Annotated in this window: 22 protein-coding genes and 2 tRNA genes; 12 read left to right on the top strand and 12 right to left on the bottom strand. The window is 71.9% G+C overall.

Annotated features, from left to right (window positions below; genetic code table 11):
• Positions 1–546: 546 nt before the first annotated feature.
• The 5 genes from QI554_RS01960 to QI554_RS01980 all read right to left on the bottom strand — a co-directional run bounded on the left by QI554_RS01960 (position 547) and on the right by QI554_RS01980 (position 5,396).
• Positions 547–1,224: a M15 family metallopeptidase gene (locus QI554_RS01960; protein ID WP_281465061.1), complete on the bottom strand. Its 678-nt coding sequence runs from the start codon at positions 1,222–1,224 to the stop codon at positions 547–549.
• A 9-nt stretch (positions 1,225–1,233) separates the two neighbouring features.
• A complete protein-coding gene (locus QI554_RS01965; RefSeq protein ID WP_281465064.1) occupies positions 1,234–2,121 on the bottom strand; it encodes an ATP-grasp domain-containing protein in 888 nt (295 codons plus the stop codon).
• Positions 2,122–2,238: 117 nt separating this feature from the next.
• Positions 2,239–3,285, bottom strand: a complete 1,047-nt coding sequence (locus tag QI554_RS01970; protein ID WP_281465066.1) for an alcohol dehydrogenase catalytic domain-containing protein — start codon at positions 3,283–3,285, stop codon at positions 2,239–2,241.
• Between the two features lie 51 nt (positions 3,286–3,336).
• Positions 3,337–4,161, bottom strand: a complete 825-nt coding sequence (locus QI554_RS01975; RefSeq protein WP_281465068.1) for an SDR family NAD(P)-dependent oxidoreductase — start codon at positions 4,159–4,161, stop codon at positions 3,337–3,339.
• Entirely contained in the window at positions 4,158–5,396 is a 1,239-nt protein-coding gene (locus QI554_RS01980) for an LLM class flavin-dependent oxidoreductase (RefSeq protein ID WP_281465069.1), read from the bottom strand. The genes QI554_RS01975 and QI554_RS01980 overlap by 4 nt, the downstream gene beginning before the upstream one ends.
• A 156-nt stretch (positions 5,397–5,552) precedes the next feature.
• On the opposite strand from QI554_RS01980, the gene QI554_RS01985 reads away from it, so the two are divergent.
• The gene (locus QI554_RS01985; protein WP_281465071.1) at positions 5,553–6,497 is read left to right on the top strand and encodes a helix-turn-helix domain-containing protein; all 945 of its coding nucleotides are present in this window, start codon (positions 5,553–5,555) and stop codon (positions 6,495–6,497) included.
• A 141-nt stretch (positions 6,498–6,638) separates the two neighbouring features.
• Here the strand turns inward: QI554_RS01985 and QI554_RS01990 are convergent, their stop codons facing one another.
• Complete coding sequence (locus tag QI554_RS01990) at positions 6,639–7,064, bottom strand: SH3 domain-containing protein (protein ID WP_281465073.1); 426 nt, start codon at positions 7,062–7,064, stop codon at positions 6,639–6,641.
• A gap of 467 nt (positions 7,065–7,531) precedes the next feature.
• Here QI554_RS01990 and QI554_RS43355 point away from each other — a divergent pair, with 467 nt between their 5' ends.
• The gene (locus tag QI554_RS43355) at positions 7,532–7,921 is read left to right on the top strand and encodes a DUF397 domain-containing protein (protein WP_343230745.1); all 390 of its coding nucleotides are present in this window, start codon (positions 7,532–7,534) and stop codon (positions 7,919–7,921) included.
• On the opposite strand, the gene QI554_RS02000 is transcribed toward QI554_RS43355, so the two are convergent.
• A complete protein-coding gene (locus QI554_RS02000) occupies positions 7,891–8,790 on the bottom strand; it encodes a helix-turn-helix domain-containing protein (protein WP_281465077.1) in 900 nt (299 codons plus the stop codon). The genes QI554_RS43355 and QI554_RS02000 overlap by 31 nt on opposite strands.
• 360 nt (positions 8,791–9,150) lie before the next feature.
• Between QI554_RS02000 and QI554_RS02005 the strand changes: the two genes are divergently transcribed.
• The 4 genes from QI554_RS02005 (at position 9,151) to QI554_RS02020 (ending at position 12,885) form a co-directional block, all read left to right on the top strand.
• Entirely contained in the window at positions 9,151–10,836 is a 1,686-nt protein-coding gene (locus tag QI554_RS02005; RefSeq protein WP_281465079.1) for an ABC-F family ATP-binding cassette domain-containing protein, read from the top strand.
• A 127-nt stretch (positions 10,837–10,963) separates the two neighbouring features.
• Complete coding sequence (locus tag QI554_RS02010; protein ID WP_281465081.1) at positions 10,964–11,683, top strand: flavodoxin family protein; 720 nt, start codon at positions 10,964–10,966, stop codon at positions 11,681–11,683.
• 75 nt (positions 11,684–11,758) lie between these two features.
• On the top strand, positions 11,759–12,565 hold the full coding sequence (locus tag QI554_RS02015; protein WP_281465083.1) for an exodeoxyribonuclease III: 807 nt from the start codon (positions 11,759–11,761) through the stop codon (positions 12,563–12,565).
• A gap of 155 nt (positions 12,566–12,720) precedes the next feature.
• Positions 12,721–12,885, top strand: coding sequence for a hypothetical protein (locus QI554_RS02020; protein WP_281465086.1), 165 nt, complete (start codon positions 12,721–12,723; stop codon positions 12,883–12,885).
• A gap of 4 nt (positions 12,886–12,889) precedes the next feature.
• On the opposite strand, the gene QI554_RS02025 is transcribed toward QI554_RS02020, so the two are convergent.
• Positions 12,890–13,873, bottom strand: a complete 984-nt coding sequence (locus QI554_RS02025) for a DUF4328 domain-containing protein (RefSeq protein ID WP_281465088.1) — start codon at positions 13,871–13,873, stop codon at positions 12,890–12,892.
• A gap of 389 nt (positions 13,874–14,262) precedes the next feature.
• Entirely contained in the window at positions 14,263–15,600 is a 1,338-nt protein-coding gene (locus QI554_RS02030) for an aromatic ring-hydroxylating oxygenase subunit alpha (protein ID WP_281465090.1), read from the bottom strand.
• A 308-nt stretch (positions 15,601–15,908) separates the two neighbouring features.
• On the opposite strand from QI554_RS02030, the gene QI554_RS02035 reads away from it, so the two are divergent.
• From QI554_RS02035 to QI554_RS02050, 4 genes are all read left to right on the top strand, one after another.
• Positions 15,909–16,478 carry a TetR/AcrR family transcriptional regulator gene (locus tag QI554_RS02035; RefSeq protein WP_281465092.1) on the top strand — a complete coding sequence of 190 codons (570 nt, stop codon included), beginning with the start codon at positions 15,909–15,911 and terminating at the stop codon, positions 16,476–16,478.
• A 172-nt stretch (positions 16,479–16,650) separates the two neighbouring features.
• Positions 16,651–17,886, top strand: coding sequence for a cytochrome P450 (locus QI554_RS02040; protein WP_281465094.1), 1,236 nt, complete (start codon positions 16,651–16,653; stop codon positions 17,884–17,886).
• A gap of 227 nt (positions 17,887–18,113) precedes the next feature.
• A tRNA-Trp gene (locus QI554_RS02045) sits at positions 18,114–18,186 on the top strand.
• A gap of 5 nt (positions 18,187–18,191) precedes the next feature.
• Positions 18,192–18,277: transfer RNA gene (locus tag QI554_RS02050), tRNA-Ser, on the top strand.
• A gap of 91 nt (positions 18,278–18,368) precedes the next feature.
• Here QI554_RS02050 and QI554_RS02055 read toward each other — a convergent pair.
• The 3 genes from QI554_RS02055 to QI554_RS02065 form a co-directional block, all read right to left on the bottom strand.
• Positions 18,369–18,791, bottom strand: a complete 423-nt coding sequence (locus tag QI554_RS02055; protein WP_281465096.1) for a MarR family winged helix-turn-helix transcriptional regulator — start codon at positions 18,789–18,791, stop codon at positions 18,369–18,371.
• On the bottom strand, positions 18,788–20,233 hold the full coding sequence (locus QI554_RS02060; protein ID WP_281465098.1) for an MFS transporter: 1,446 nt from the start codon (positions 20,231–20,233) through the stop codon (positions 18,788–18,790). The genes QI554_RS02055 and QI554_RS02060 overlap by 4 nt, the downstream gene beginning before the upstream one ends.
• Before the next feature lie 126 nt (positions 20,234–20,359).
• Positions 20,360–20,890, bottom strand: coding sequence for a hypothetical protein (locus tag QI554_RS02065; RefSeq protein ID WP_281465100.1), 531 nt, complete (start codon positions 20,888–20,890; stop codon positions 20,360–20,362).
• Positions 20,891–21,068: 178 nt separating this feature from the next.
• Here QI554_RS02065 and QI554_RS02070 point away from each other — a divergent pair, with 178 nt between their 5' ends.
• Both QI554_RS02070 and QI554_RS02075 read left to right on the top strand, forming a co-directional pair.
• On the top strand, positions 21,069–21,713 hold the full coding sequence (locus tag QI554_RS02070) for an excalibur calcium-binding domain-containing protein (RefSeq protein ID WP_281465102.1): 645 nt from the start codon (positions 21,069–21,071) through the stop codon (positions 21,711–21,713).
• A gap of 189 nt (positions 21,714–21,902) precedes the next feature.
• Entirely contained in the window at positions 21,903–23,453 is a 1,551-nt protein-coding gene (locus tag QI554_RS02075) for a glycoside hydrolase family 25 protein (protein WP_281465104.1), read from the top strand.
• The last annotated feature ends 27 nt before the right edge of the window (positions 23,454–23,480 follow it).

Genomic DNA, 23,480 nt, shown 5'->3' on the forward strand with positions numbered 1-23,480 from the left:
TCTCGGCCCCCGCACGCCGCACCGGCGTCGCGCGCCGGCCGGGTGACACGGGGGCATGACGCTACAACATCCGGCTCGGCGCCGGGTGCGCGCGGGGGTGCCCCGGGTGCCGTCTCCGGACGGGGCCCGGGGCGCTTTGGAATGCGCGGGGAGTTTCCCGGACGCAGCTGCGCGGGCGTGGTGTCGTATTTCGCGCGGAGGTCGGCCGAAAGCGCGCGGCGTGATCCCCAGAAAAAGCCGGTCAATACCTGCCCGGTGGTGACACGTGTCAATTTGCGAGCGGAATTCTCCGGTAATTCCGGGCGGGTATTACGAATTCCGGTGCGGGGGTCGCGTGAAATGCGCCGACGGGCGGCGGCGGGGGTGAACGCCGCGCGCACGGCCTCCTCGCCGACCGCGAAACCGGTTGGACGCTCCCACCGTCCCACCCTGCACACCGCTCGTCAATGCCTGATGACACCGGATGCAGACATCCGGTGATGACGATCATGATCCGCGAACCCCCTTGTCGGGCAAGGGGGTTCGCGGATCCGGGCGGACGGGCGGTCAGCCGAGCTCGACGGCGGCGTACCGCGCGGCGGGCGCACCCGTGCCCAGCGCCCAGTACCGGTCGCCGTACGACCAGTGCCACCACTCGGTCGGGTAGTTCACCAGGCCGGCCGCTTCCAGCGCGCGGCCCAGCACCGCGCGGTTCGCGCGGGCCTCCGGGGTGATGTTCGGCGCGTCCGTGTAGCAGGCGCCGTCGCTCTCCTCCGGGCCCGCGTTCATGGGGCAGCCGAGGTCCAGCTCGCGGCCGTCGGCGTCCGCGAGGGTGAGGTCGACCGCGGCGCCCGCGCTGTGCGGGGCGATCTCGGGCGGGGAGACGTAGCGGCTGGTCGCGGCGCGCAGTTCAGCAGGCGACCACTCCGGGTGGGCGGCACGCAGCTCGTCCCCGTACTCCTCGAAGTACGCCCGTTGCAGGGCCGGCGGGCGGTAGCCCTCGACGAACAGCAGGCACAGCCCGTCCGGCAGCGCGGCCTCGGCAGCGAGCAGCCGCTCGTACACGCCCCGGCGCAGATGCCCGAAGGCGCCCGCGTCGTCGCGCTTGCGCTCGTCGACCAGCAGCAGGCCGTCCCCGGGCACGTCCACCATCGGCTCGCCGCACTCGACCACCGGCGTAGCGGCGATCCGCGGGTCGGACATCAGGACGATCGAGCCCGCGGGCTCCGGAGGCGTGCCGGTCATGGAGGCCTTTCAGCGCTTGAGGTACGCGACGACGGCGTCCGCGAACCGCTCCGGCGCGCCCTCGTCGTAGCGGAGGAACAACGACGGCTCGGTCAGCTCCAGTTCCAGCAGGGTGGGATGGCCGTCCGCGTCCGGGATGAGGTCGACGCGCGCGTAGAGCAGCCGCTCCGCGCCGCCCGGGACCGCGGCGAGGACCTGCTGGGCGACGTGCAGCTCGCTGTCCGTCGCGGTGCGCGCCGCGATCCGCTCCTCCTTGTAGAGCTCGACGTCGCCCGCCGGGCCCTCAAGCATCGCGCCCTTGCGGATCGCGTGGCTGTAGTGGCCGCCGAAGAACAGCACCGCCGTCTCGCCCGCGGTGTCGACCGCCTCGAGGTAGGGCTGGACCATGACCGTGCGGCCCTCGGAGAGCAGGCGCGTGGCCAGCCCGGCGGCGAGCGCGCGCTGCTGGCCGTCGGCCATGTCGTACCGGCCGGTGTCGCGCGACCCGCAGCTTATGGACGGCTTGACGACGTAGACGCCGCTCGTCGGAAGCGTGACGGTGCTCTCCGGCTCCAGCCACGTCGTCGGCACGACCCGGGCGCCCGTGGCGGCGAGGTCGCGCAGGTAGGTCTTGTCGGTGTTCCACCGCACGACGTCCGCCGGGTTGGCCAGCCGGGGCACCGTCTCCGCCCACGCCAGGAACTCGGGGTGGTGGTCGATGTAGTCCCACGTCGAGCGGATGACCGCCAGGTCGTACCGGTCCCAGTCGACACCGCGGTCGTTCCACACCACCGGCTCCGCGGCCACGCCGCGCTCGGCGAGCGGGGCGATCGGCACGACCTCGTCGTCGTCGAGCTGCGGCAGCTCGGCGCAGGTGACGAGGGCGACACGGGCGTACGGGGTGACATGTGCGGACATGCCGCCACACTATCCGGACAGCTGTTGATCATCGTGACGGCGGGGCCGACGACCGGGCACGGGGGAGTATCCCGGCCGTCGGCGCACGTCGCCGCTCGGGGCCGCGACGTCCGGGTGTCAGGAGCCCTGGACGTCGACCAGCAGCTTGAGTTCTCTGCCCGCCGCGAGAGCGGTGAAACCCTCCGCCGCGCCGCTCAGCGGGATCGGTCGGACCCAGCCGTCGAGCGGGTACGAACCGTTCACCATCCCGTCGATGACCGCCGGAAAATCGTTGCAGTACGCGCAACTTGCCACGACGTCCACGCCGCCGAGGAACGCCGCCATCGGATGGAACGTGACCGGCTTCATGTACACCGCGACCGTCACCATGCGGCCCCCGGGCCGGGTCGCCGCCAGGCCCGCGTGGAACGCCGGCTCCACGCCCGCCGCGTCGATCGACGCGTCCGCGCCGTCCCCGCCGGTCAGCTCCCGCACCGCGGCGACGACGTCCACCGCCGCCGGGTCCAGCACCAACTCCGCGCCGCCGCCCGTCTTTTCGGCCAGCGCCGCGATCGCCTCACGGCGCTGCGCGGACGGCTCCGACACGACCACCCGCTCGACGCCCCGCGCCCGCAGGTCCAGGAACGTCGCGATGCCGATCGGACCCGCGCCCAGCACCAACGCCGTTCCGCCCGGCGCGATCTGGGCCCGCGTCACGGCCTGGTGCGCGACCGAGACCGGCTCCACCAGCGCGCCCTGCTCCGCGGTCAGACCCTCCGGCAGCACGTGGACCATGTCCGCGCGCACCACCGTCAGGCCCGACATGCCGCCGCCCTTCGCCGACAGCCCGTGCCACGTCAGGTTCCGGCACAGGTTGTACGTGCCGCGCAGGCACGGCGCGCACCGCCCGCACGTCCACATCGGCTCGACGGCGACCAACGCCCCCGGGCGCAGCCGGGGATCGGCCACCTCGGGCCCGACCTCGACGACCTCGGCCGAGAACTCGTGCCCGAGGATCACCGGGTCGGCGAGCACCTGCCGCAGCCCGCCCTCCCAGAAGTGCAGGTCCGACCCGCACAGCCCGGTGAACCGGGGCCGCAGCAGCACCTCGCCGGGGCCCGGCGCCGGGTCCGGCACCTCCTCGATCCGCAGGTCGTGCGCGTCGTACAGAACAGCCGCCCGCATCCGGGTGCTCCTCTCGTCGTGGTTCGGCCGTGCCGGTCGGGCCCCGCCCGATCAGCCCTGCGACAGCCGCTCGATCGCGCCGATCAGGTCCGGGTACCGGCGGGTCCGCGCGCCGCCGTCCATGCCGTAGACGCTGCCCGACACGAACCCGGCCTCGTCCGACGCCAGGAACAGCACCACCGAGGCCACCTCCTCCGGCTCGGCGAACCGACCCAGCGGGGCGTTCTCCACGTACTCCTCGACCACGCCCGGAACATGCCACATGCCGGACGTCGCCTGCGTGCGGACCAGGCCGGGCGTGACCGCGTTCACGCGTACCCCGTGCGGACCCAGCTCGAGCGCCGCCACCTCCGTCAGTGACAGCACCCCGGCCTTCGCCGAGCAGTACGCGCCCATGCCGCGGCCCGGCTGCACCGCGTTGAGGCTCGCCATGTTGATGATCGAACCGCCGTTGCCGGCCTGCTTCATGGCGCGCCCGGCGTGCTTGACCGTGAGGAACACCCCGTTCAGGCACAGGTTCACCACGCGCTGCCAGACCGCGTAGTCGTGGTCGACCAGCTCGGCCGCCGCGCCGCCGCCCGCGTTGGCCACCGCGACGTCCACGCCGCCGAACCGCTCGACCGCGAGCGCGACCAGCGCCTCGACGTCCGCCTCGACCGTCACGTCGCCCTGCAGCGCCGCGATCCGGTCCGCGCCGTACGTGCCGCCCAGCTCGTCCACGAGCTTGTCCAGCGCGGCCGCGTCGATGTCTCCCGCCACCACCGACGCGCCCTCGGCGAGGAACCGCTCGGCGACCGCCCGGCCGATGCCCGCGCCGGCACCGGTCACGAGCGCGACCTTGCCCGCGATCCGCCCCGTGGTGCCGACCGTGCTCACGCGCCCGCTCCCTTGCCCGCGGCCTTGTCGGCCTCGTAGTCCTTCATCGCCTTGCCGACCGCCTGCGCGGTCTGGTCGCGCCACGTCTCCGACAGGCCGACCTGCCAGTCCTGCGACCCGAGCGGGCCCGCCGACTGGCCGGTGAAGTGCGGGACCACCTCGCGGGCGATCAGCTCGTACGAACGCCGCGTCGCCTCCGCGTCGGCGAAGTCCGCGCCCATGAACAGGTACGTGCCGAAGCCGCCCGACTTCTGCCACAGCCGCTCGATCTGACGCACCGCCATCTCCGGGGTGCCGCAGATGAACGAGCCGGTCGCGTTGCCGTGGTCCAGGCGCGCGTCCAGCGGGGTGTCCGCGTCGTACGGGATCGGCAGCACCTTCGCCTGGTAGTCCTGGATGTCCCGCAGCCCGTACGCCACTTCGCGGCGGGCCTGCTCCTCGGTCTCCGCGATGTGCATCATGCCCATGAGCCGCCACTTGCGGCGGTCGACGCTCTGGCCGTGCTGCGCCGCGACCTCGTTGGCGACGCTCCAGTGGTAGCCCAGCGCGTCGAAGCCGCCCTCCTGGCTCGCCGCGATCGACAGCATCCCCGCGCCGAACCGGCCCGCCGTGCGCGGCCCGGCCGGCGAGAACGTCGCCGCCACCGCGATCTCCAGCTGCTCCTGGTAGGGGCGCAGCTGCAACTGCGCGTCCTGGAGCGTGAACCAGTCGGTCTTGCGGGTCACCGGCCCACGGCCCGCCAGCAGCGCGGTGACCGCGTCCAGCGACTCCTCCATCATCTCCCGCTGCCGCGCGGTGTCGATGCCGAGCATGTGCGCGTCCGACGCCAGCTGGCCCGGGCCCACGCCGAGCATCACGCGGCCGCGCGTCAGGTGGTCGAGCAGCACCATCCGGTCGGCGACGTGCAGCGGGTGGTGGTACGGCAGCGACACCACGCCGGTGCCGAGCCGCAGGTGCCGGGTCCGCGCCGCGGCCGCCGCGATGAACAGCTCCGGCGACGCGACGATCTCCCAGCCGCCCGAGTGGTGCTCGCCGACCCACGCCTCGTCGTAGCCCAGCCGGTCCAGGTGCTCCAGCAGCGCCAGGTCCTGCTCCAGCATCAGCGTCGGGTTGCGGCCCGCCTTGTGGAACGGGGCCAGGAACACCCCGAACTTGAGCGGCCACCGCGCGCCCGCGGCGACCTCCGTGGATATCCCGTGGCTCTGGGCCTGACCCTGACCGTCGACTGCCGACACCGGCCGCCTCCTGATGGTGCGAACTGCCTGGCGCGCCGCCCGGTCGTCGCGGGCGGTGCTGTTCTGACGAAGCGTCACCCTGACAGGCCGCGATACGCGAATCAAGAGTCGCACTATGCGAACACATGGCGGATGTGCGCTACGCTGCCGCACACCATGAGCCGACCGTCCCCGCAGACCGACCGCCTGATCGCCCTGGTCGACCTGCTCGCCGCCCGCCCCGCCGACGATTTCACCCTCGCCGAGATCGCGCGCGGGCTCGGCGTCGGCAAGGCCACCGTGCACCCGATGCTGACCACCCTCACCCGCGCCGGCTGGCTGCTCCGCCACCCCGTGCGCCGCACCTACCGGCTCGGGCCCGCGGTCGTCGCCGCCGGGCGCGCCGCCGCGCTCGGCGACACGCCGCTGGAGACGGCCAGGCCGGTCATGCGCGCGCTCGCCGACGACACCGGGCTCGGCGTCCTCGCGCTCGTGCCCTGCGGCGACGCCGCCGACGTGGACGACCTGCGGGTCGGCGAACTCATCCGCCCCGCCGCCGGCCGCGACGGCGCGTTCGGGCTCCGCCTCGGCGACCGCGTCAGCCCCCGGCCTCCGCTCGCCGCCGTCACGGTCGCGTGGGCCGACGACCGCGCGGTCGACGCGTGGCTCGCCCGCCTCGGCCCCGACGCCCCTGTGGGCGACGCCCGCGTCCGCCTCACCGCCGCCGTCGCCGGCGTCCGCGACCGCGGCTGGGCCCTGGAGACCCAGGACCACCTGCGCGACCGCCTCGACACCCTCGTGCGTGACCTGGAGATCGAACTGGGCACCGGCGACTGGGATCCCAGCGGGCGCGCCGCCGCGCTGCGCCGCGCCATGGCCGAGGTCGGCAAGGCCTTCGACCTCGCCGACGGACTCCCGGCCGCCATCGACCCGGACGCCTCCTACCGCGCGTCGTCGGTCAACGCGCCCGTCTTCGATGTGGACGGCACCGTCGCGGTGGTCCTGTGCCTCATCGACCACCCCGCGCCGCTCGCCGGCCGCGAGGTCACCGCCCTCGGCGAGCAGGTGCGGGCCGCTGCCGACCGCATCACCGCGGCCCTGCACGGCCGCCCGCCGGCCTGAGCTCGACCTGGCCGCGATCTGACCGCGAACTGACCGCGACCCGACGTCGGCGTGTCGAAGGCCGCCAGGAGCCGTGCCCGGTCCCTGGCGGCCCGTACCCGCTGATACCGCTTGCCCGCGCTGTACTTCAGCTATCGCACGTCAGGCACCGGAACAGGCGTGCACGAGCGTGTCCGCGCCGTGCAGGCTCAGCCATGCGCCTGGTACGTACCCCGTCGCGCCCTGCTTCGTCACCCGGTACCACGTCGTGTCGGCGGTGCCGGTACGGCCGACGACCGCGCGGCCGTCGACCTTGCACGCCAGGGTGACCGTGGTGTTGTCGGCCAGCTGCCCGACCGCGCCCGAGGCCTCGTCGGCCTGCGTGCGCAGCGCCAGCCCGCCGGGGGAGTGGACCACGGCGGGCACGCCGCTGGATCCGGCGCCCACGTCGGTCGTCCCGCCGGCGACGATCGCCAACACGACGGCCGCGAGCCCGATCCACGCGCCGCCGGACGTCGTACGGCGGGGCACGTAGACCACGACGGAGTCCCGTCCCCGGTAGTCGAACCTTTCCTTGTGTGAATGCATTCGCGTAATCCGAACCGTGCGCTTGCCCGCCCCGGACACCCGCCGGGCCTCGGCAAGGTGGATCCCGCGCCCGTGCGCGGGGATGAGGTCGCCCGCCGCCCGGACATCGGTACGGGCGGCGGAGCGGGGGACCACCGCCGCGAATGCTGCGTCGGCTACTACGGGCATGCGCGGCCCGACCCGGTGAGTGCCGGGTGCGGCGGTCCTGCGTGAACGCGGTGGAACGAGTGCCTGGATCAGTGCGCCATAAGCGCCCCCGAGATCATTTCCGGCGGTCGGGCGGAAAACAACCCGTGCGGAAATTATGGCACATCGGAATGAAGGGCGAGATAGGCAAAATCGCAACCCTGTGGCGGAATGTGCAAATTGCCCCGATATGCCGCCTCGGCGGTGCGGGGCAATTTGCGATCACATGGCGGTAGCCGATCGCCATGTGGATATGTTCCTCGACTGTCAGCATAAGTGCTATGTGGCAGGTAGCCAAGTGCCTACGCGGATGTGTCATCCGGACGGGTGGCAAGCAGGTACCACCCAGACAGCGCACAAGCAGGGGACATGTTCGCTTGCTGCGTCATGGCGCGGTCCAGTCTGTGGTTGAATCTGCGCGTGTATCGGCCGCCGTCTTGCGGCGGGCATCGGCAAGGGAGTGGCGCACGGTGGAGAACTCTGTCGGGTCGCAGCCGCAATGGCGCAAGAGCTCGGCGAGCGGCTCGGGGAATTGCGTCGAGGTCGCGCGCGTCCAGGGCATTGTGGTGCGGGACTCGAAGAATCCGTTCAGCCCCGTACTGGGTTTCGCCACCGTCAGCTGGGACGCGTTCCGCCGAGCTCAGTCCCCCTGGGCCGCGTCCACTTCCTGATCACGGAACTCGTTCTCCCCCATCCGGTCGAACGCGGCCTGCACCCTTTCGGCCGTGAGGTGCTTCGGCGCCAGCTGCTCCACCTCCCAGAACGCGGCGAGGAAGTCGTTGGGGTCGGTGTCCTGGGCGCCCTCGCGACTGATCATCTCGCTGGCGCCCTCGACGTACAGCACGGCCGGGTCCGCGGCGTCCGGGAACTCGAACACCACGTACGCCAGCCGGTAGTTCGGGTACAGCCCCGCCGACCACGGGACCACCCGCACGGAGACGTTCGGGTACTCCGCGATGCCCATGATGTGCCGCAATTGCCGGCGCATCAGCTGCGGACCGCCGACGGCGCGCTCGACGACCCCCTGCCCGAGGATGAAGTGCAGCTCGGGAGCGTCCTCGCGGGTCAGCAACTCCTGGCGCTCCATGCGGAGTTCGACCATCTCGTCGACCCGGGGGCCATTGCCCTCGGCGACCAGGACCTCCCTCGCGTATTCACGCGTCTGGAGCAGGCCCGGGACGACCAGGGGTTCGAAGTTGCGGATGATCGACGCCGACGACTCGAACCCCAGGAACTGCCGGAACTCGATACTGGCCACACTCTGGTACGCACTCCACCAGGCCCGCTCGCGCGCGGTCCGCGAGAGCGCCACCAGCGCCGCCGTCTGCTCCGGATCGGTGACCCCGTAGTGCTGGAGCAGCGCCCTCAGGTCCGTCGTCGACACCGCCACCTGGCCGGCCTCGATCCGGATGAGCTTGGACGGCGACCAGTCCATCTCCTCGGCCACTTCACGCTGCGTGAAACCGGCCTGCTCGCGGTGTCGGCGCAACGCGTCCCGAAGACGCCGTCGCGCGAGCATCGGATCCTGCCCCTGCGGCATCGTCGACCCCCGCGACGTCCGTATTGACATTGTCAGTCGGGTGCCGCGCACTTAGCCAGCTCGCATTCGTGACCGTGCACTCGGCTGGGTGGACGAACGACACCTCGTAAAGAGGATCGCGGCAGAACGCCACCCCCGGCAAGTGCCGCGCCCGAGCAACCGCCGCAGGTGGGAGCGCATCGGCGCACGCCGACCGGCGCATGCCGCCCCGCCCCGCCTCGAACCGGGCGGAAATGACGTGGCCGCACCGGGTGCCCGGCAGGTACAAAGCAGGGAGGACACTGGTCGGCGTGCGCCCCGGCACCGGCGCGACACACCCGCCCGCACCACCCCTCGACGCGAATCGGAGCACTCGACACCGTGGGACACATCGACATCAACACGGTGACCTACTCGCTGCCCGACGGCCGCGTGCTGCTCGACGAGGTGACCTTCCGCGTCGGCGACGGCGCCACCACCGCGCTCATCGGCGCCAACGGGGCCGGCAAGACCACCCTGCTGCGCATCGTCACCGGCGAGGTCAAACCCGACTCCGGGGCCGTCACCCGCACCGGCGGGCTGGGCGTCATGCCGCAGTTCATCGGCCGGATCCGCGACGAGTCGACCGTCCGCGACCTGCTGGTCTCGCTCGCCCCGCCGCGCGTACGGGACGCGGTGCGCGCCGTCGACGCCGCCGAGCTCGCGCTCATGGAGACCGACGACGAGCCCACGCAGATGCGCTACGCCACCGCGCTGGGCGAGTTCGCCGACGCCGGCGGCTACGAGCTCGAACCCGTGTGGGACGAGTGCTGCTTCGCCGCCCTCGGCGCCGGCTACGACGTCGCCAAGTGGCGCCAGACCACCACGCTGTCCGGCGGCGAGCAGAAGCGGCTCGCCCTGGAGGCCCTGCTGCGCGGCCCCGAGCAGGTGCTGCTCCTGGACGAGCCCGACAACTACCTGGACGTGCCCGGCAAGCAGTGGCTGGAGCGGGCCCTGCGCGAGACCCCCAAGGCCGTCCTGCTCGTGTCCCACGACCGCGAGCTGCTCGCCAACGCCGCCGACCGCATCGTCACGCTCGAACTCGGCGCCGCCGGCAACGCCGCCTGGCTGCACGGTGGTTCCTTCGCCGACTACCACGAGGCCCGCGCCGCCCGGTTCGAGCGCTTCGAGGAGCTCCAGCGCCGCTGGGACGAGGAGCACGCCAAGCTCAAGGCCCTCGTGCAGCTCTACAAGAACAAGGCCAAGTACAACGACGGCATGGCCTCCCGCTACCGCGCCGCGCAGACCCGCCTGCGCAAGTTCGAGGAGGCCGGGCCGCCGCAGAACCAGCCGCGCGAGCAGAACGTCCGCGTGCGGCTGCGCGGCAGCCGTACCGGCAAGCGCGCCGTCGTCGCCGAGGCCGTCGAGCTCACGGGACTGATGCGGCCGTTCGACCTCGAGGTCTGGTACGGCGACCGGGTCGCGGTGCTCGGCTCCAACGGCTCGGGCAAGTCGCACTTCCTGCGGCTGCTCGCCGCCGGCGGCAGCGACCCCGACATCGAGCACCAGCCGGTCGGCGACGTGGTCATCGCGCCCGTCGCGCACGCCGGGGGAGTCCGGCTCGGCGCCCGCGTGCGGCCCGGCTGGTTCGCCCAGACCCACGAGCACCCCGAGTTCGTCGGCAAGACGCTCGTCGAGATCCTGCACCGCGGTGACGCGCACCGCTCCGGCATGGGCCTGGAGCAGGCCGCGCGCGTACTCGACCGCTACGAGCTCGCGTACGCCGCCGAGCAGACCTTCGACACGCTCTCCGGCGGCCAGCAGGCGCGCTTCCAGATCCTGCTCCTGGAACTGTCCGGCGCGAACCTGCTGCTCCTCGACGAGCCGACCGACAACCTCGACCTCGTCTCGGCGGAGGCGCTCCAGCAGGCCCTGGAGGCGTTCGACGGCACCGTCCTCGCCGTCACCCACGACCGCTGGTTCGCCGCAGCCTTCGACCGCTTCCTGGTCTTCGGCGCGGACGGACGCGTCCGCGAGACCGACGGGCCGGTATGGGACGAGGGCCGGGTGGCGCGCGCCCGCGGTTGACGTCGGGCCGGGGACGGCGCGGGAAGTTACGACGAAAGGCTTACGGCACGGCCCGGGCACCCGCGCCCGGGCCGCGCCGCGGGTCACTCTGGACGGGCAGACCGCCAACCCGACCGGGGAGACCGCCATGGCCGACGCCGCGCCCGTCGACTACACCGACCTGACCGCGCTGTTCGTCAACTGCACCCTCAAGCCCTCGCCCGAGGTCAGCAACACGCAGGGCCTGATCGACGTCAGCCGGAACATCCTGCGCAGGCAGGGGGTCACCGTCGACGAGTTCCGCGCCGTGGACCACGACATCGCCACCGGCGTCTGGCCCGACATGACCGAGCACGGCGCCGCGAGCGACGCGTGGCCCGCGCTGTACGAGCGCGTCATGGCCGCCGACATCCTCGTCCTGGCCGGGCCCATCTGGCTCGGCGACAACAGCTCCGTCATGAAGCGCGTCGTCGAGCGCCTCTACGCCTGCTCCAGCCTCCTCAACGACGCCGGGCAGTACGCCTACTACGGCCGCGTCGGCGGATGCCTGATCACCGGCAACGAGGACGGCGTCAAGCACTGCGCGATGAACGTCCTGTACAGCCTCCAGCACCTCGGCTACGTCATCCCGCCGCAGGCCGACGCCGGCTGGATCGGCGAGGCGGGCCCCGGCCCCTCGTACCTCGACCCGGGCTCCGGCGGCCCCGAGAACGACTTCACGAACCGCAACACGACCTTCATGACCTGGAACCTGCTGCACCTCGCCCGCATGCTCAAGGACGCGGGCGGCATCCCGGCGCACGGAAACCAGCGCTCGGAGTGGGACGCGGGGTGCCGGTTCGACTTCGACAACCCCGACTACCGCTGACGCGACGCGGTCTGACGCCCGGCCGGGCGACCCCGGCCGGGGTCGTGGTTCGCCCCGTTTGGATACGCTTCCCGGATGTTCACCGTCACCTCCGTCAACGTCAACGGCCTGCGCGCGGCCACCGGCAAGGGCTTCACCGCGTGGCTCGAGGACACCAGTGCCGACGTCGTGTGCCTGCAAGAGGTCCGCGCGGAACCGCACCAGCTCACCGACGCCGTGCGCGAGCCCGAGGGCTGGCACACCGTGTACGCGCCCTCGGTCCTCAAGGGCCGCGCGGGGGTGGCGGTGTACACGCGCCGGAAGCCGCTCGCGCACCGGATCGGCTTCGGCTCGGACGAGTTCGACGCCGCCGGCCGCTGGATCGAGGTCGACCTGCCGGGGGTGACCGTCGCGAGCCTCTACCTGCCCACAGGCGAGGCCGAGACGCCCAAGCAGGAGGAGAAGCACCGCTTCATGGCCGGGCTCGAGGAGCACCTCGTGGGGCTGCGCGCGAGTGCCGCCGAGGACGGCCGCGAGGTGCTGGTGTGCGGTGACTGGAACATCGGCCACGCCGAGGCCGACATCAAGAACTGGAAGGGCAACCTCAAGAAGTCCGGGTTCCTCCCCGAGGAGCGCGCCTGGCTGACCCGCCTGTACGGGGAGCTCGGCTACCACGACGTCGTCCGTGAACTGCACCCCGGCGTCGCCGGCCCCTACTCGTGGTGGTCCATGCGCGGGAAGGCCTTCGACATCGACTCCGGCTGGCGGATCGACCTCCAGGTCGCGACGGACGGCCTCGCCAAGACGGCGGTCTCCGCGGTCACCGAGCGGGCCGCGAGCTACGGCGAACGCTGGTCCGACCACGCGCCGGTGACCGTCACGTACGACTTCACCGCCAAGTAGGGCGGAACCGGCGGCCCGCGCCGGACGCGCGAGACCCCCGGCACCGATCACGGTGCCGGGGGTCTCGTCGCAACCGGGCGGCCCGGCGTATCGTCCCCCTTGCAGTCGGGCGAGCGCCGATCGGCGCGGCCATTAAGGGGACCGGGGGGTTCCGCATGAAGCGGTTGTTCCAACTCATCGCACCGCAGCTGTACTCGCGGTGGACGCAGGGCCGTTCGGTCGCCCAGAACCCTGGGCGGGAGGTGCGCCGCCGGGTCGAGAACCAGGTGGCGAACCAGGTGGGGCAGCGTGTTCGGCGCCGGCTCCCGTGGGTGCGCTGACAGGTCAGCGCTTGCTCAGGTCCACCGGCCCGTCGTCGCCCGGAGTGCCCGGCGTCGGCGGGCCGAGCGGCTCGCCCTGCGGCGGGACGGCCGCGGCGGGGCCCGGCACGGGCGCGTATCCGGCGGCCGGCGCGTACGGCTGCCCGGCGTACGGCTGCCCCGGGTAGGGCTGCGCGGCGTACGGCTGTCCGGGGTACGCCGCGGGCGGCATGCCCGGCGCGTACGCGCCCGGGTAGCCCGGACCGGCCATCATGGGCACACCTCCGGGCGACATCACCCGGATCTCCTGCATGCGTGTGATCTTGCGGACCACCAGGATCGCCAGCACCGCGGCCGCGATGCGGACCGTGCTGCCGAGCGCCGCCATCTCGTCGCCGAGCCGCACCGAGTCGATGTACTCGCTGACGGTCGCGTCGCCGTTGCGCACGTCGTCGGCGCTCTTCTCCTGCGCGATGCCGATCACGAAGATCACGTACGAGCCGCAGAGCGTCAGCCACCACGCCCACAGCAGACCCTTGTTGGACGACCGCGCGTCCGGCCGGGCCTGCGGGTCGCTGCCGTTCCAGACGTCGTTCGCGACGATCTGCGGGATCACCAGGTTCGCCAGCGGGATGAACCATCCGCCGATCGCCCAGCCGCGCGTCATCTGCGGACGCGGGCCGACCCACGCCTCCACGTTGGAGCGGGCCCGGAAGAACCAGATCATGAACAGCACGACCGTCGGGATCCCGACCAGCGCGGTGACGCCCAGAGAGCCGCTGACGAAGTGGTCGTACTTGTCCGGGTCCCAGCCGAAGAACCTGCCCTCGCTCAGGTCCTTGATCGCGTTCGCGCGGCGCTGGAACGCGATCGCCGAGATCAGCGACATCACGCCGGACGCGCCGAGCAGGATCATCGTCCACGTGGCCAGCGTGCGCAGCGGCTTCGGGACGACCCACGCGGCGGGGGCGCCGTAGCCGTACCCGGGCACGGCCGGCATCGGTGGCATCGCAGCCATCGGAGCGACGCCGGGCGGCATGCCGGGCACGGCACCCGGATAACCCGGCGCCATCGCGGGGGCGCCGGGAGGCATTCCCGGTGCGAGGGGCGGCGGGGGCACGGCCCCGGGAGGCACGCCGTACGCCGCCTGAGGCTGCGGTGTCCCGCAGTTCGGGCAGGGGCCGGCACCCGTGATCGGGCCACCGCACGTGGGACAGGGCATGAAGGAGGATCCCCCCGGTCGTCGTCAGGCGTCTGTGCACACACCCGGGCGCCGTGCCGCGCCGGACGACGCCGGTCGGCCATCGGCCCGATTGTGCACCGCATCATGCCGCGCCGAGGCTTGAACGCGCCATTACCCTTCGCGTGGGGGATCGGGCCCCCGGCGGGGGGCGCCGGTCAGTCCTTCGGCCCGATTCCCAGGTAGCGCTCCAGGTTCCGGTGCGTGTTGATGACCCGCTTCTCCTCCTGCGACAGCACCAGCTCGGTCAGCCCCGGCTGGTTCAGCCCGCGCTGGACACCGGCCAGGACCGCGGCGTCCTGGTTGAGGACGTAGCCCAGGTCCAGGTCCTCGAACGCCACGCGCAGGTCCGTCGGCCGGCGGTACGGCGCGTCCGGGCCCGCCGCGCGGCGGAACGCGAAGATGCCCATCTCGGCGGTCCCCGGCGTCGGCCCCGGCCGGGCCACCAGGGCGCTGAGAGTGTCGGCGGTCAGCAGCACCGAGCAGTTCGGGAACAGCTGGTACTGGTGCAGCCGCATGATCCGGTCGGTGTCGAAACCGGACAGGTCGGTGCCGGACGCCGCCACGTGCGCGCGGATCCGCTCGGCGATCACGTCCCGCAGCGTCGCGTCCTCCGGGACCGGCGGCACCGGGCCAGGCTCCGTCACGCCCATCCGCTGGCCCTGCGTCAGGACGAAGGAGTCCCACACCTCCTGGTCCGACAGGCCGGCCTTGATGCGCGGGCTGGCCAGGCCGTACAGCTGCTCGGACTTGCCGGTGTGGCCCCACAGCCGCTGCGGCGCGTTGACGTCGTCGATGTTGCCCATCAGCTCGGGGTGCAGCGTCTGGATGTGGTACGTCTCGCTGAACCCGTCCACGACCGTCTTCCAGTTCGCCGCGACGTCGCCGACCACCGTCGCCGTGCAGCGGAACTCCTCGACGCGCGCCCACGCCGCGTCCTCCGGCACCGCCTCCAGGTACGTGTCGAGGGCGTCCGCCTGCGGGTCGAGGTTGACGAACACGAACGGACCCCACGTGTCCACGCGCGCCGCCAGCAGCGGGAACTCGGACAGCTTCAGCCCGCCGAACCCCTTCCGTCCGGGGACCCGGCGCAGCTGACCCGCGAGGTCCCACGTCCAGCCGTGATAGCCGCACTTGAGCTCGGTCAGGCCTGAACCCGCGCCCGAGCACAGGCTGTTGCCGCGGTGCCGGCACACGTTCTGGAACGCGCGCAGCACACCCTCGTCGTCGCGCACGACGACGACGGCGTACGGGCCCACCCGGTACTCGAAGAAGTCGCCCGGCTCGGCGACATGGTCGACGCTGCAGGCGAGCTGCCAGGTCCGCGTCCACAACCGCCGCAGCTCCAGCTCCGCGAACTCGGCCGACGTGTACCGGTGGGCGGGCACCCGGACCAGGCCCGCGGACGGGTCGACCGGGCCGGTCGCGGTGCCGTCGTCCACCCCCGTGTGCAGCCGGGCGTCGGCGGTCGCCGGGTGGTCCTGGGTCGCGGTCATGGCGCCTCCTGGGCGGAGCCTGGACGTGGGCGTGCGCAGGGTGCCACCGGGCCCTCGGCATGACAAGGGTCGCGCTATGCGACTACCTGTGTCCGACGTCGCTTCGCCTCCATCCCTCCCTTCGGGCGAAACCTTCCGCGAGACTGTGCGGACCCTTCTGTCTCACTTGCCAAGCGGCAAGCCGAAAACCCCGAAAACACCGGGCCGCGTACAAAAACTGATGCCCAATCACGCTTGTCATTCGGCAGCCTTCGACGTACGTTCATGCGGCGGGCGACACACCGCAGCAGACCGCGAGGGGAGGGACGATGGCCGCACCGGCGCTCGAGGACACCTACGACAAGGTGCTCTCCGCAGCCGTGGAGCTGTTCGGCGAGCACGGCTTCGCCGGCACCTCGCTGCAGGCCATCGCCGACCGCGTCGGCGTCACCAAGGCCGCGCTGTACTACCACTTCCGCACCAAGGACGAGCTCCTCGACGCGCTGCTGCGCCCCGCCCTCAACGACCTCGACCGGGTCCTCGACACCGCCGAGCGCCGCAAGGGGCAGGCGGTCAGGCAGCGCGTGCTGTTCGAGGGCTACGTCGACTTCCTGATGCGCTACCGCACGCTCGCCGTCGTCCTCGACCGCGATGTGTCGGTGGGCACGCACCCCGCGATCAGGCCGCGCCTCGAGTCGATCACCGAACGAGTACGCAGCGTCCTGGACGACAACGACCGCCCCATCGAGTTCCGGGTCGCGGCGACCGTCGCGATGGGCGGCATCTACGCCGCCGTCGCCACGTTCCCCCACCTGCCCGACGACGAACTGCGCGGCGTCCTGCTGGACATCGTCCGCAGGCTGCTGTCGCCGAGGCGGACCAGAGCCGCGTCCGAGTGACGCCTCTCGAACGCCCCGGCGGAACCGCCGCGGCGTCCGAGGGCGCGGCACCGGGTCCGCCGGCTCCGTCCCAGCCTGCGGCACCGGCCGCCGTCGCCCGTGCCCGACCGCTCAGACCCCGCACCACCCCGTACCGCCCCAGCACCTGTACACCCCGCCCGAGGAGGCTCCCATGACGTGTCCGGTTCTCCCGGAAGGCTTCGACCCGACCGACCCGGACCTGTACATCGAGCGCCTCCCGCTCGAGGAGTTCGCCGAGCTGCGCCAGACCGCGCCGGTGAAGTGGGTCCCGCAGACGCCCGAGGTCTCCAACTTCGGCGACGACGGCTACTGGATGGTCACCCGGCACGCGGACGTCAAGGAGGTGTCCACCAAGCCGGAGCTGTACTCGACCAACCGCAACACCGCGATCATCCGCTTCGCCGAGGGCATGGACATCGGCTCCATCGACGCCCAGAAGCTCATCATGATCAACATCGACCCGCCGGAGCACACCCGGCTGCGTTCGATCGTGCAGCGCGGCTTCACCCCCCGCGCCATCAACGCCCTCAAGGACACCCTCACCGAGCGCGCCGCCCGCATCGTCCACGAGGCCAAAAAGGAGGGCAGCGGCGACTTCGTCACGCAGGTCGCGTGCGAGCTCCCGCTCCAGGCCATCGCCGAGCTGATCGGCGTGCCGCAGGAGGACCGCGGCAAGATCTTCGAGTGGTCGAACCAGATGCTCGGCTACGACGACCCCGAGTACGCGTCCGACTCCTCCGTCGGCCCGGCCGCCGCCGCCGAGGTCATGATGTACTCGATGGGCATGGCCGAGAACCGCAAGGCCTGCCCCGCGCACGACATCGTCTCCAAGCTCGTCGCCGCCGAGTCTGAAGGCTCGCTGTCCTCCGACGAGTTCGGCTTCTTCGTACTGCTCCTCGCGGTCGCCGGCAACGAGACCACCCGCAACGCGATCACGCACGGCATGCTCGCGTTCTTCGACAACCCCGACCAGTGGGACCTCTACAAGCGGACCCGCCCGGAGACCACCGCCGACGAGATCGTCCGCTACTCCTCGCCGGTCATGTCCTTCCAGCGCACCGCCACCGCCGACACGATCCTCGGCGGCCAGGAGATCAAGGAAGGCCAGCGCGTCGGCATCTTCTACAGCTCCGCGAACTTCGACCCGCTGGTGTTCGAGAACCCCGACAAGTTCGACATCACCCGCGACCCGAACCCCCACCTGGGCTTCGGCGGCGGCGGCCCGCACTTCTGCCTCGGCGCCAACCTCGCGAAGATGGAGATCAACCTGATGTTCGAGGCCATCGCCGACGCGATGCCCGACATCCGCAAGGTCGGCGAAGCCCGCCGCCTCCGCCACGCCTGGATCAACGGCATCAAGGAACTCCAGGTCTCCTACACCGGCTGACCTGCGCGCCGGTCCGACCTGACCCCCCACACCCCGGCCTGACCAGGCCGGTATGACGAGGGCCCCTCCGCCTACGGGAGCAGCGGAGGGGCCCTCGTTCGCGTTCGTGCCGCTCCGGTGAAAACCCGGTCGCCCCCAACGCGGCACCCACTTAGCCTTGTTCCACGCGGGCGTTGAGCACGGGGACGCACTCCGCGACGTACCACCCCCCGTCCATTCGGGGGCATTGGCTTGTAGCTCAGAGGTCAGAGCACCCGGCTCCAACCCGGGGTGTCGCAGGTTCGACTCCTGCCAGGCCAGCACCAGGAGGGTTGCCAGAGCTGGTAATGGGTCCGCCCGCTAAGCGGAAGCCCCGGGAGACCGGGCGCGCGTTCGAATCGCGCACCCTCCGCTCGTGAACACCGTTCGGTCGATGCATCGGAAGAGGCATTGACGAAGGCCCCTCCGTCTGCGGGAGCAGCGGAGGGGCCCTCGTTCGTGCGCTAGTCGTCGATCTTGGCCAGGAGGGTTTCCAGGGCGGCCAGTTCGTCGGGGGTCAGGCGGGAGAGGGTGGCCGGGGGCTCGGCGAGGATGGCTTCGGCTCGGCGGGCGATCTCGTGGCCTGCTTCGGTGGGGCTGACGAGCTTGGCGCGGCGGTCGTCGGGGTCGACGGCGCGGGTGACGAGGCCGCGCTGTTCGAGGTCGTCCACGAGGAGGGTCATGTACGGCTTGTCGGTGACCATCTCGGCCGCCAGTTCGCTCATCCGCATCGGTCCGCGCGCGAGGCGGCGTAGGACGCGGCTGCGGGCGAAGCTCATGCCGGTGGCGTCGATGACCTCGCGGCGGCGGTCGGAGGACTCCAGGACCAGGCGCCGCATGCGGGCGAAGACCCGGCTGGCGGCTGCGCGTTGCTCGTCGTCGTTCATGGTGTGGGGATCGGCGTCCTGGATTCCGTCGGGCTGAGCTGGGCGGCGACGCGGGCGGCCGACCTCGCGGCCGCCGGGCCAGTGGTGAGGATACCCAGCAGGACGACGGCCAGGCCACAGCCGGTGATCATCCACCAGCCGACGTGGCTGGCGGCCGCGAAACCGTCGTGCAGCGGGCCGCCCACGGAGGACACGACCACGGAGACGATGACGGCGATGCCCAGCGACTGGCCGGTCATCCGGCTGGTGGTGGCCACGGCCGCAGCGACGCCGGCCTGGCTGCGGGGCATGCCGGAGACGGCGGTGTTGGTGATCGGCGCGTTGATCATCCCGAAGCCGAGGCCGAGCACGAGGTACGCGGCGATCAGCTGGGCGGTCGAGGTGTCGTCGCTCAGGCCGGTCAGCAGCAGTGCGCCGACGGCGATGGCGGCTCCCGCGATCAGCAGCGACGGGCGCGGGCCGCGGGCGGCGACGAGGCGTCCGGACACGGGGGAGAACAGCGCGGTCATCGCCGCGACCGGCAGCGTGTAGAGGCCGGCCTTGGCCGCGCTGTAGCCGAGCACGTCCTGCAGGTACACGGTGTTGAGGAAAAGGAACGCGCCGAGCGAGGCGAACCCGCACACGGCGGTGACGGTCGCGCCGGCGAACGGCACGCTGCGGAAGAACCTCGGGTCGATGAGCGGTTCGGTGCGGCGCGACTCCCAGCGGACGAACACGATCAGCGCGGCCGCCGCGACGGCGAGCCCGGCGATCGTGCGCGGCGCGGTCCAGCCGACGCCGGGCGCCTCGATGAGGGTGAACGTCAGGGAGGCCAGCAGCACGATCATGAGGACCTGGCCGACGGGGTCGGGGCGCCGCGCGTGCTCGGCGCGGGACTCCGGGATGTAGCGCTGCGCGAGCGCTATCCCGGCGATGCCGACCGGGATGTTGATCAGGAAGACGGCCTCCCACCCGACCGTGCCCACGAGCGCGCCGCCGACCACCGGGCCGAGCGCCATGCTGAGGCCGAAGACGCCGCCCCAGATGCCGATGGCGCGGGCACGTTCGGCCGGGTCGGTGAAGGTGTTCGTGACGATCGACATCGCCACCGGGTTGAGCATCGAGCCGCCTATGGCCTGGACGACGCGTGCCGCGATGAGCCAGTTGAGTCCGGGCGCGAGGCTGCACAGCAGTGAGCCGACCGTGAACAGCGCGAGTCCGGTCTGGAAGGTGCGGCGGCGGCCGATCCGGTCGCCGGTGGAGCCGGCCAGCATCAGCAGGCTCGCCATGACGACGGTGTACGCGTTGACGACCCACTGCAGTCCGGAGACCGGGGCGTGCAGGTCGTCCTGGATGGCGGGGAGCGCGACGTTCACGATCGTGGCGTCGATGCCGACGATGAACAGGCTCATGCAGCAGATCGCCAGGATCAGCGCTCGTCTGCGGGGGGTGGACTCAGGCATGGAGGTCTCCCGAGATAGTTCAGAATCTATAACAGTTATGAGACTACAACTATCTTCGGGCGTGCGAAAGGGGAGGCCCGGCGGGGGCCGGGCCTCTGGGTGTCGTGCGGTGCTGTCGGGGGCGGGTCAGCCGCCGAGCGTCGCCCAGCCGTACGTCGGGCACGGCCAGCGGTGGCCGCACTCCGCGCAGGTGCCGTCGTCCGTGCGGGTGTGCGCCTCGGCGATGCGGGCGAGCCGGACCGCGGCGGAGGGGGTGTCCGGGGCGTTGCTCGAAGCGGCGTCCTCGTCCGCGCGTCCGACGGCCGCGAGCTCGGCCAGCGCCTGCTGCCAGTCGCGGAAGCGGATCGCGCGGTCGTCCAGGTATGCGTGCGCGGCCAGCTTGCGGTTGGTGACCAGCACCGTGCCGCGGGTGTTCCAGAACTTGCGGGCCCGCGTCGTGTCCGCCTTCGCCGGGACGCCCCGCTCGTTCAGCCACTCGGCGACCTGGTCGACGGCGCGGGTGGTGAACACGAACACCGCGTCGTCGGCCAGGAGGAGGTGCAGCGCGTCCAACGCGCCCGGCAGCGGCGGGTCGTAGATCGTGCCGTCGTGCCAGCCGCGGGAGTAGGCGTGGATGACGCCGTCGAAGTCGACGGCCAGAGTGCGCGAACGGGGCATGGCTTGATCGTCGCATCCCGGCCTTTCGGCCGGTGGATCATGTCCGGCCTGCGGTGATTCAGCCGTTCTGGTCGTCCCAGCCGTGTCACGGAATCCCGCATTCCGGGGTTCGTACGCTCGTACGGGTGGCGCGTCGCTAGGGTTCCGGGAGCCGAGCCGTTCCCAGGAGACACCCATCATGCGCACACACGCCGCACGCATAGCCCTCGCCCTCGTGGCGGCAGGAACCCTGACCGTGTCGGGGTGCAGCGGCGGAGGATCCGGCAAGGACGCCAAGCCCAAGCCCTCCGCCAAGGACACCGCGGCCGGCCAGGGCGTCGTCCAGCCCACGATCAACATGCCGGACCTGGTCGGCAAGGACCTCGCCGCGGCGACCGAGGCCGTCAAGGCGGCCGGTTTCGCCGATATCGGGTTCCACGACGCGCTGGGCCAGAACCGAACGCCCGCCGGCGACACCAAGTGGAAGGTCTGCGACCAGAGCCCGAAACCGGGCCCGTCCAGCCCGAAGGACAAGGTCGACCTGGGCGCCGTGCTCACCAAGGAGACGTGCAGCGGCGCGCCGACGGCGAAGCCCACCCAGCCCGACACGCCCGCGCCGCCGAGCCCGACGCGCACCACCGCGCAGCCGACCCGTGACCCGGGCGACCCGTTCCCGTTCCCGACGGGCAAGCCCACCAAGCCGGGCGGCGGGTTCCCGACCTTCGTCTTCTACCGCACGTGCGCCGAGGCCAAGGCGGCCGGTGCGGCGCCGCTGTACGAGGGGCAGCCGGGGTACAGCCGGCACCTGGACCGCGACGGCGACGGGATCGCCTGCGACAAGTAGGCGCCTTGGTTCAGCGGGCGGAAATCCGCTCGAACACATGAACAACCATCGGGTGCGTTGACCCTTTCGGAGGTATCTGGCCCGATTCGCTGGCCCTGGCGGGGCCGGGCACGGAAGACTTTTCGCCATCGGAACTTCCGTGCCCGGTGGCCGTGGTGCCCCGGGTGCGCTGTCAGTCGGGGGGCTGCCATGGCGTATGCCAAGGGCTATGACGTATCGGACTACCAGACCGGGATCCCGGGCGACGCGTCGTTCGTGTTCATCAAGGCCAGCGAGGGCGCGCACACCGCGCAGCTGAACTGGCGGGAGAAGCAGGCCGCCGCGCGCGCCCGTGGCCTCGTCGTGGGCTACTACCACTTCTTCCACGCGGAGAACGACGTGGGAGACGAGGTCGCGCACTTCTGCGGCGCCGTCGGCGACGTGCCCGAAGACGAGCTGCTGGTCCTCGACTTCGAGCCGTACGACCAGGGCGTCGACGACGCGGAGTGCACCCGGCGGAAGAACGCGTGGCTCGCCGCCGTCAAAGCGCGCTACCCGAACCACAAGGTCGGGATGTACACGAACCGCGACTGGTGGTTCCGCACCGACGACGAGTGCGGCGACTTCCTGTGGATCGCGGACTACGAGACCGAGCCGGGCGCGCCGCGCATCCGCGCCGCGTGGCGCTTCCACCAGCACACCGAAGACCCGCTGGACACCGACGTGTTCGGCGGGAGCGAGGCGGAACTGCGGGCGTGGGTGCGGGTCCCGGCGCCGTCGGCCGGGCCCGAGGGAGGCGTGCCGCCGCCGGCCTCGGCCACCCCAACGGTGCCGGGGGCCCGGGCCGCCCCGCCCCCGGCCGACGACAGACCGGCGTGGGAGCGCCTCGTCGCCCACGTGCTGTCCGTCCCCGAAGGCGACTACGAGCACTGGGACGACGAGGAGGGCTGGGACAACCACACGCGCTTCGGCCGCCAGTTCGGCGAGGACGGCGTCGCCTGGTGCGTCATCTTCGAATGGTGCATGTACGACGACCTGGGGCTGACCGGCATCGTCCCCAAGACCGACAACGTCGACTCCTTCACCCAGTGGGCCCGCGCCCGCGGCCAGTGGTCCGAATACCCCAGCCTCGGCGCCTGGATGAACTGGAGGGACGGCTCACACACCGAGATCGTCGTCGCGTTCACCCCCACCACGGTCACCACCAAGGGCGGCAACACGCTGCCCGCGGGCGGCGACGGCGGGCAGGGCCGCGGCGTCTACTCGCACACCTACCAGCGCACCGACTCGCGCATCACCGGCTACTTCGCGCCGCGCTTCACGGACACCGGACCGCCCACCGCCGACCCGCACGACCCGCGCGGCGGGCCACGCGTCGGCACCTCGCCCGCCGTTCGTCCGGCCGGGGGCACCGGCGGCACGCCAGCGACCTCAAGGAGCAGGAAGATGGCCCTCGTCTCCAAGACCGTGCCGAGCGTCGTCGGCGACGACTCGGCGACCGTGTTCACCGCCGTGCCCGGCTCGGCGTGGATCAACGTCTCCGCCGACTACGTGCCGCCGGGGGAGAAGGTGAGCGTCCGGATCGACGTCGCCGACGGCCGCGGCACCTGGGTGCAGACCAACCAGATCCGCACCATCGGCAACGGCGAGGCCGCCTGGCTGGAGCTCGCGGCGCCCGAGTTCACCCGTGTCGTCAGCGTCAAACGGCTGTCCCACCAGACCGCCAGACTCGACGCGACCCTGCACTACCCGGACTCATGACGACCCCCGACGCCGGAGGCGGCAGCC

The sequence above is a fragment of the Yinghuangia seranimata genome (assembly GCF_029953285.1).
Taxonomy (GTDB): domain Bacteria; phylum Actinomycetota; class Actinomycetes; order Streptomycetales; family Streptomycetaceae; genus Yinghuangia; species Yinghuangia seranimata.

Coding starts and splice junctions, on each gene's coding strand:
- QI554_RS01960 (WP_281465061.1), bottom strand. CDS start 1,224: ATGACCGGCACGCCTCCGGAGCCCGCGGGCTCGATCGTCCTGATGTCC.
- QI554_RS01965 (WP_281465064.1), bottom strand. CDS start 2,121: ATGTCCGCACATGTCACCCCGTACGCCCGTGTCGCCCTCGTCACCTGC.
- QI554_RS01970 (WP_281465066.1), bottom strand. CDS start 3,285: ATGCGGGCGGCTGTTCTGTACGACGCGCACGACCTGCGGATCGAGGAG.
- QI554_RS01985 (WP_281465071.1), top strand. CDS start 5,553: ATGAGCCGACCGTCCCCGCAGACCGACCGCCTGATCGCCCTGGTCGAC.
- QI554_RS01990 (WP_281465073.1), bottom strand. CDS start 7,064: ATGCATTCACACAAGGAAAGGTTCGACTACCGGGGACGGGACTCCGTC.
- QI554_RS43355 (WP_343230745.1), top strand. CDS start 7,532: ATGTGGCAGGTAGCCAAGTGCCTACGCGGATGTGTCATCCGGACGGGT.
- QI554_RS02000 (WP_281465077.1), bottom strand. CDS start 8,790: ATGCCGCAGGGGCAGGATCCGATGCTCGCGCGACGGCGTCTTCGGGAC.
- QI554_RS02010 (WP_281465081.1), top strand. CDS start 10,964: ATGGCCGACGCCGCGCCCGTCGACTACACCGACCTGACCGCGCTGTTC.
- QI554_RS02015 (WP_281465083.1), top strand. CDS start 11,759: ATGTTCACCGTCACCTCCGTCAACGTCAACGGCCTGCGCGCGGCCACC.
- QI554_RS02020 (WP_281465086.1), top strand. CDS start 12,721: ATGAAGCGGTTGTTCCAACTCATCGCACCGCAGCTGTACTCGCGGTGG.
- QI554_RS02025 (WP_281465088.1), bottom strand. CDS start 13,873: ATGCCACCGATGCCGGCCGTGCCCGGGTACGGCTACGGCGCCCCCGCC.
- QI554_RS02030 (WP_281465090.1), bottom strand. CDS start 15,600: ATGACCGCGACCCAGGACCACCCGGCGACCGCCGACGCCCGGCTGCAC.
- QI554_RS02035 (WP_281465092.1), top strand. CDS start 15,909: ATGGCCGCACCGGCGCTCGAGGACACCTACGACAAGGTGCTCTCCGCA.
- QI554_RS02040 (WP_281465094.1), top strand. CDS start 16,651: ATGACGTGTCCGGTTCTCCCGGAAGGCTTCGACCCGACCGACCCGGAC.
- QI554_RS02055 (WP_281465096.1), bottom strand. CDS start 18,791: ATGAACGACGACGAGCAACGCGCAGCCGCCAGCCGGGTCTTCGCCCGC.
- QI554_RS02060 (WP_281465098.1), bottom strand. CDS start 20,233: ATGCCTGAGTCCACCCCCCGCAGACGAGCGCTGATCCTGGCGATCTGC.
- QI554_RS02065 (WP_281465100.1), bottom strand. CDS start 20,890: ATGCCCCGTTCGCGCACTCTGGCCGTCGACTTCGACGGCGTCATCCAC.
- QI554_RS02070 (WP_281465102.1), top strand. CDS start 21,069: ATGCGCACACACGCCGCACGCATAGCCCTCGCCCTCGTGGCGGCAGGA.
- QI554_RS02075 (WP_281465104.1), top strand. CDS start 21,903: ATGGCGTATGCCAAGGGCTATGACGTATCGGACTACCAGACCGGGATC.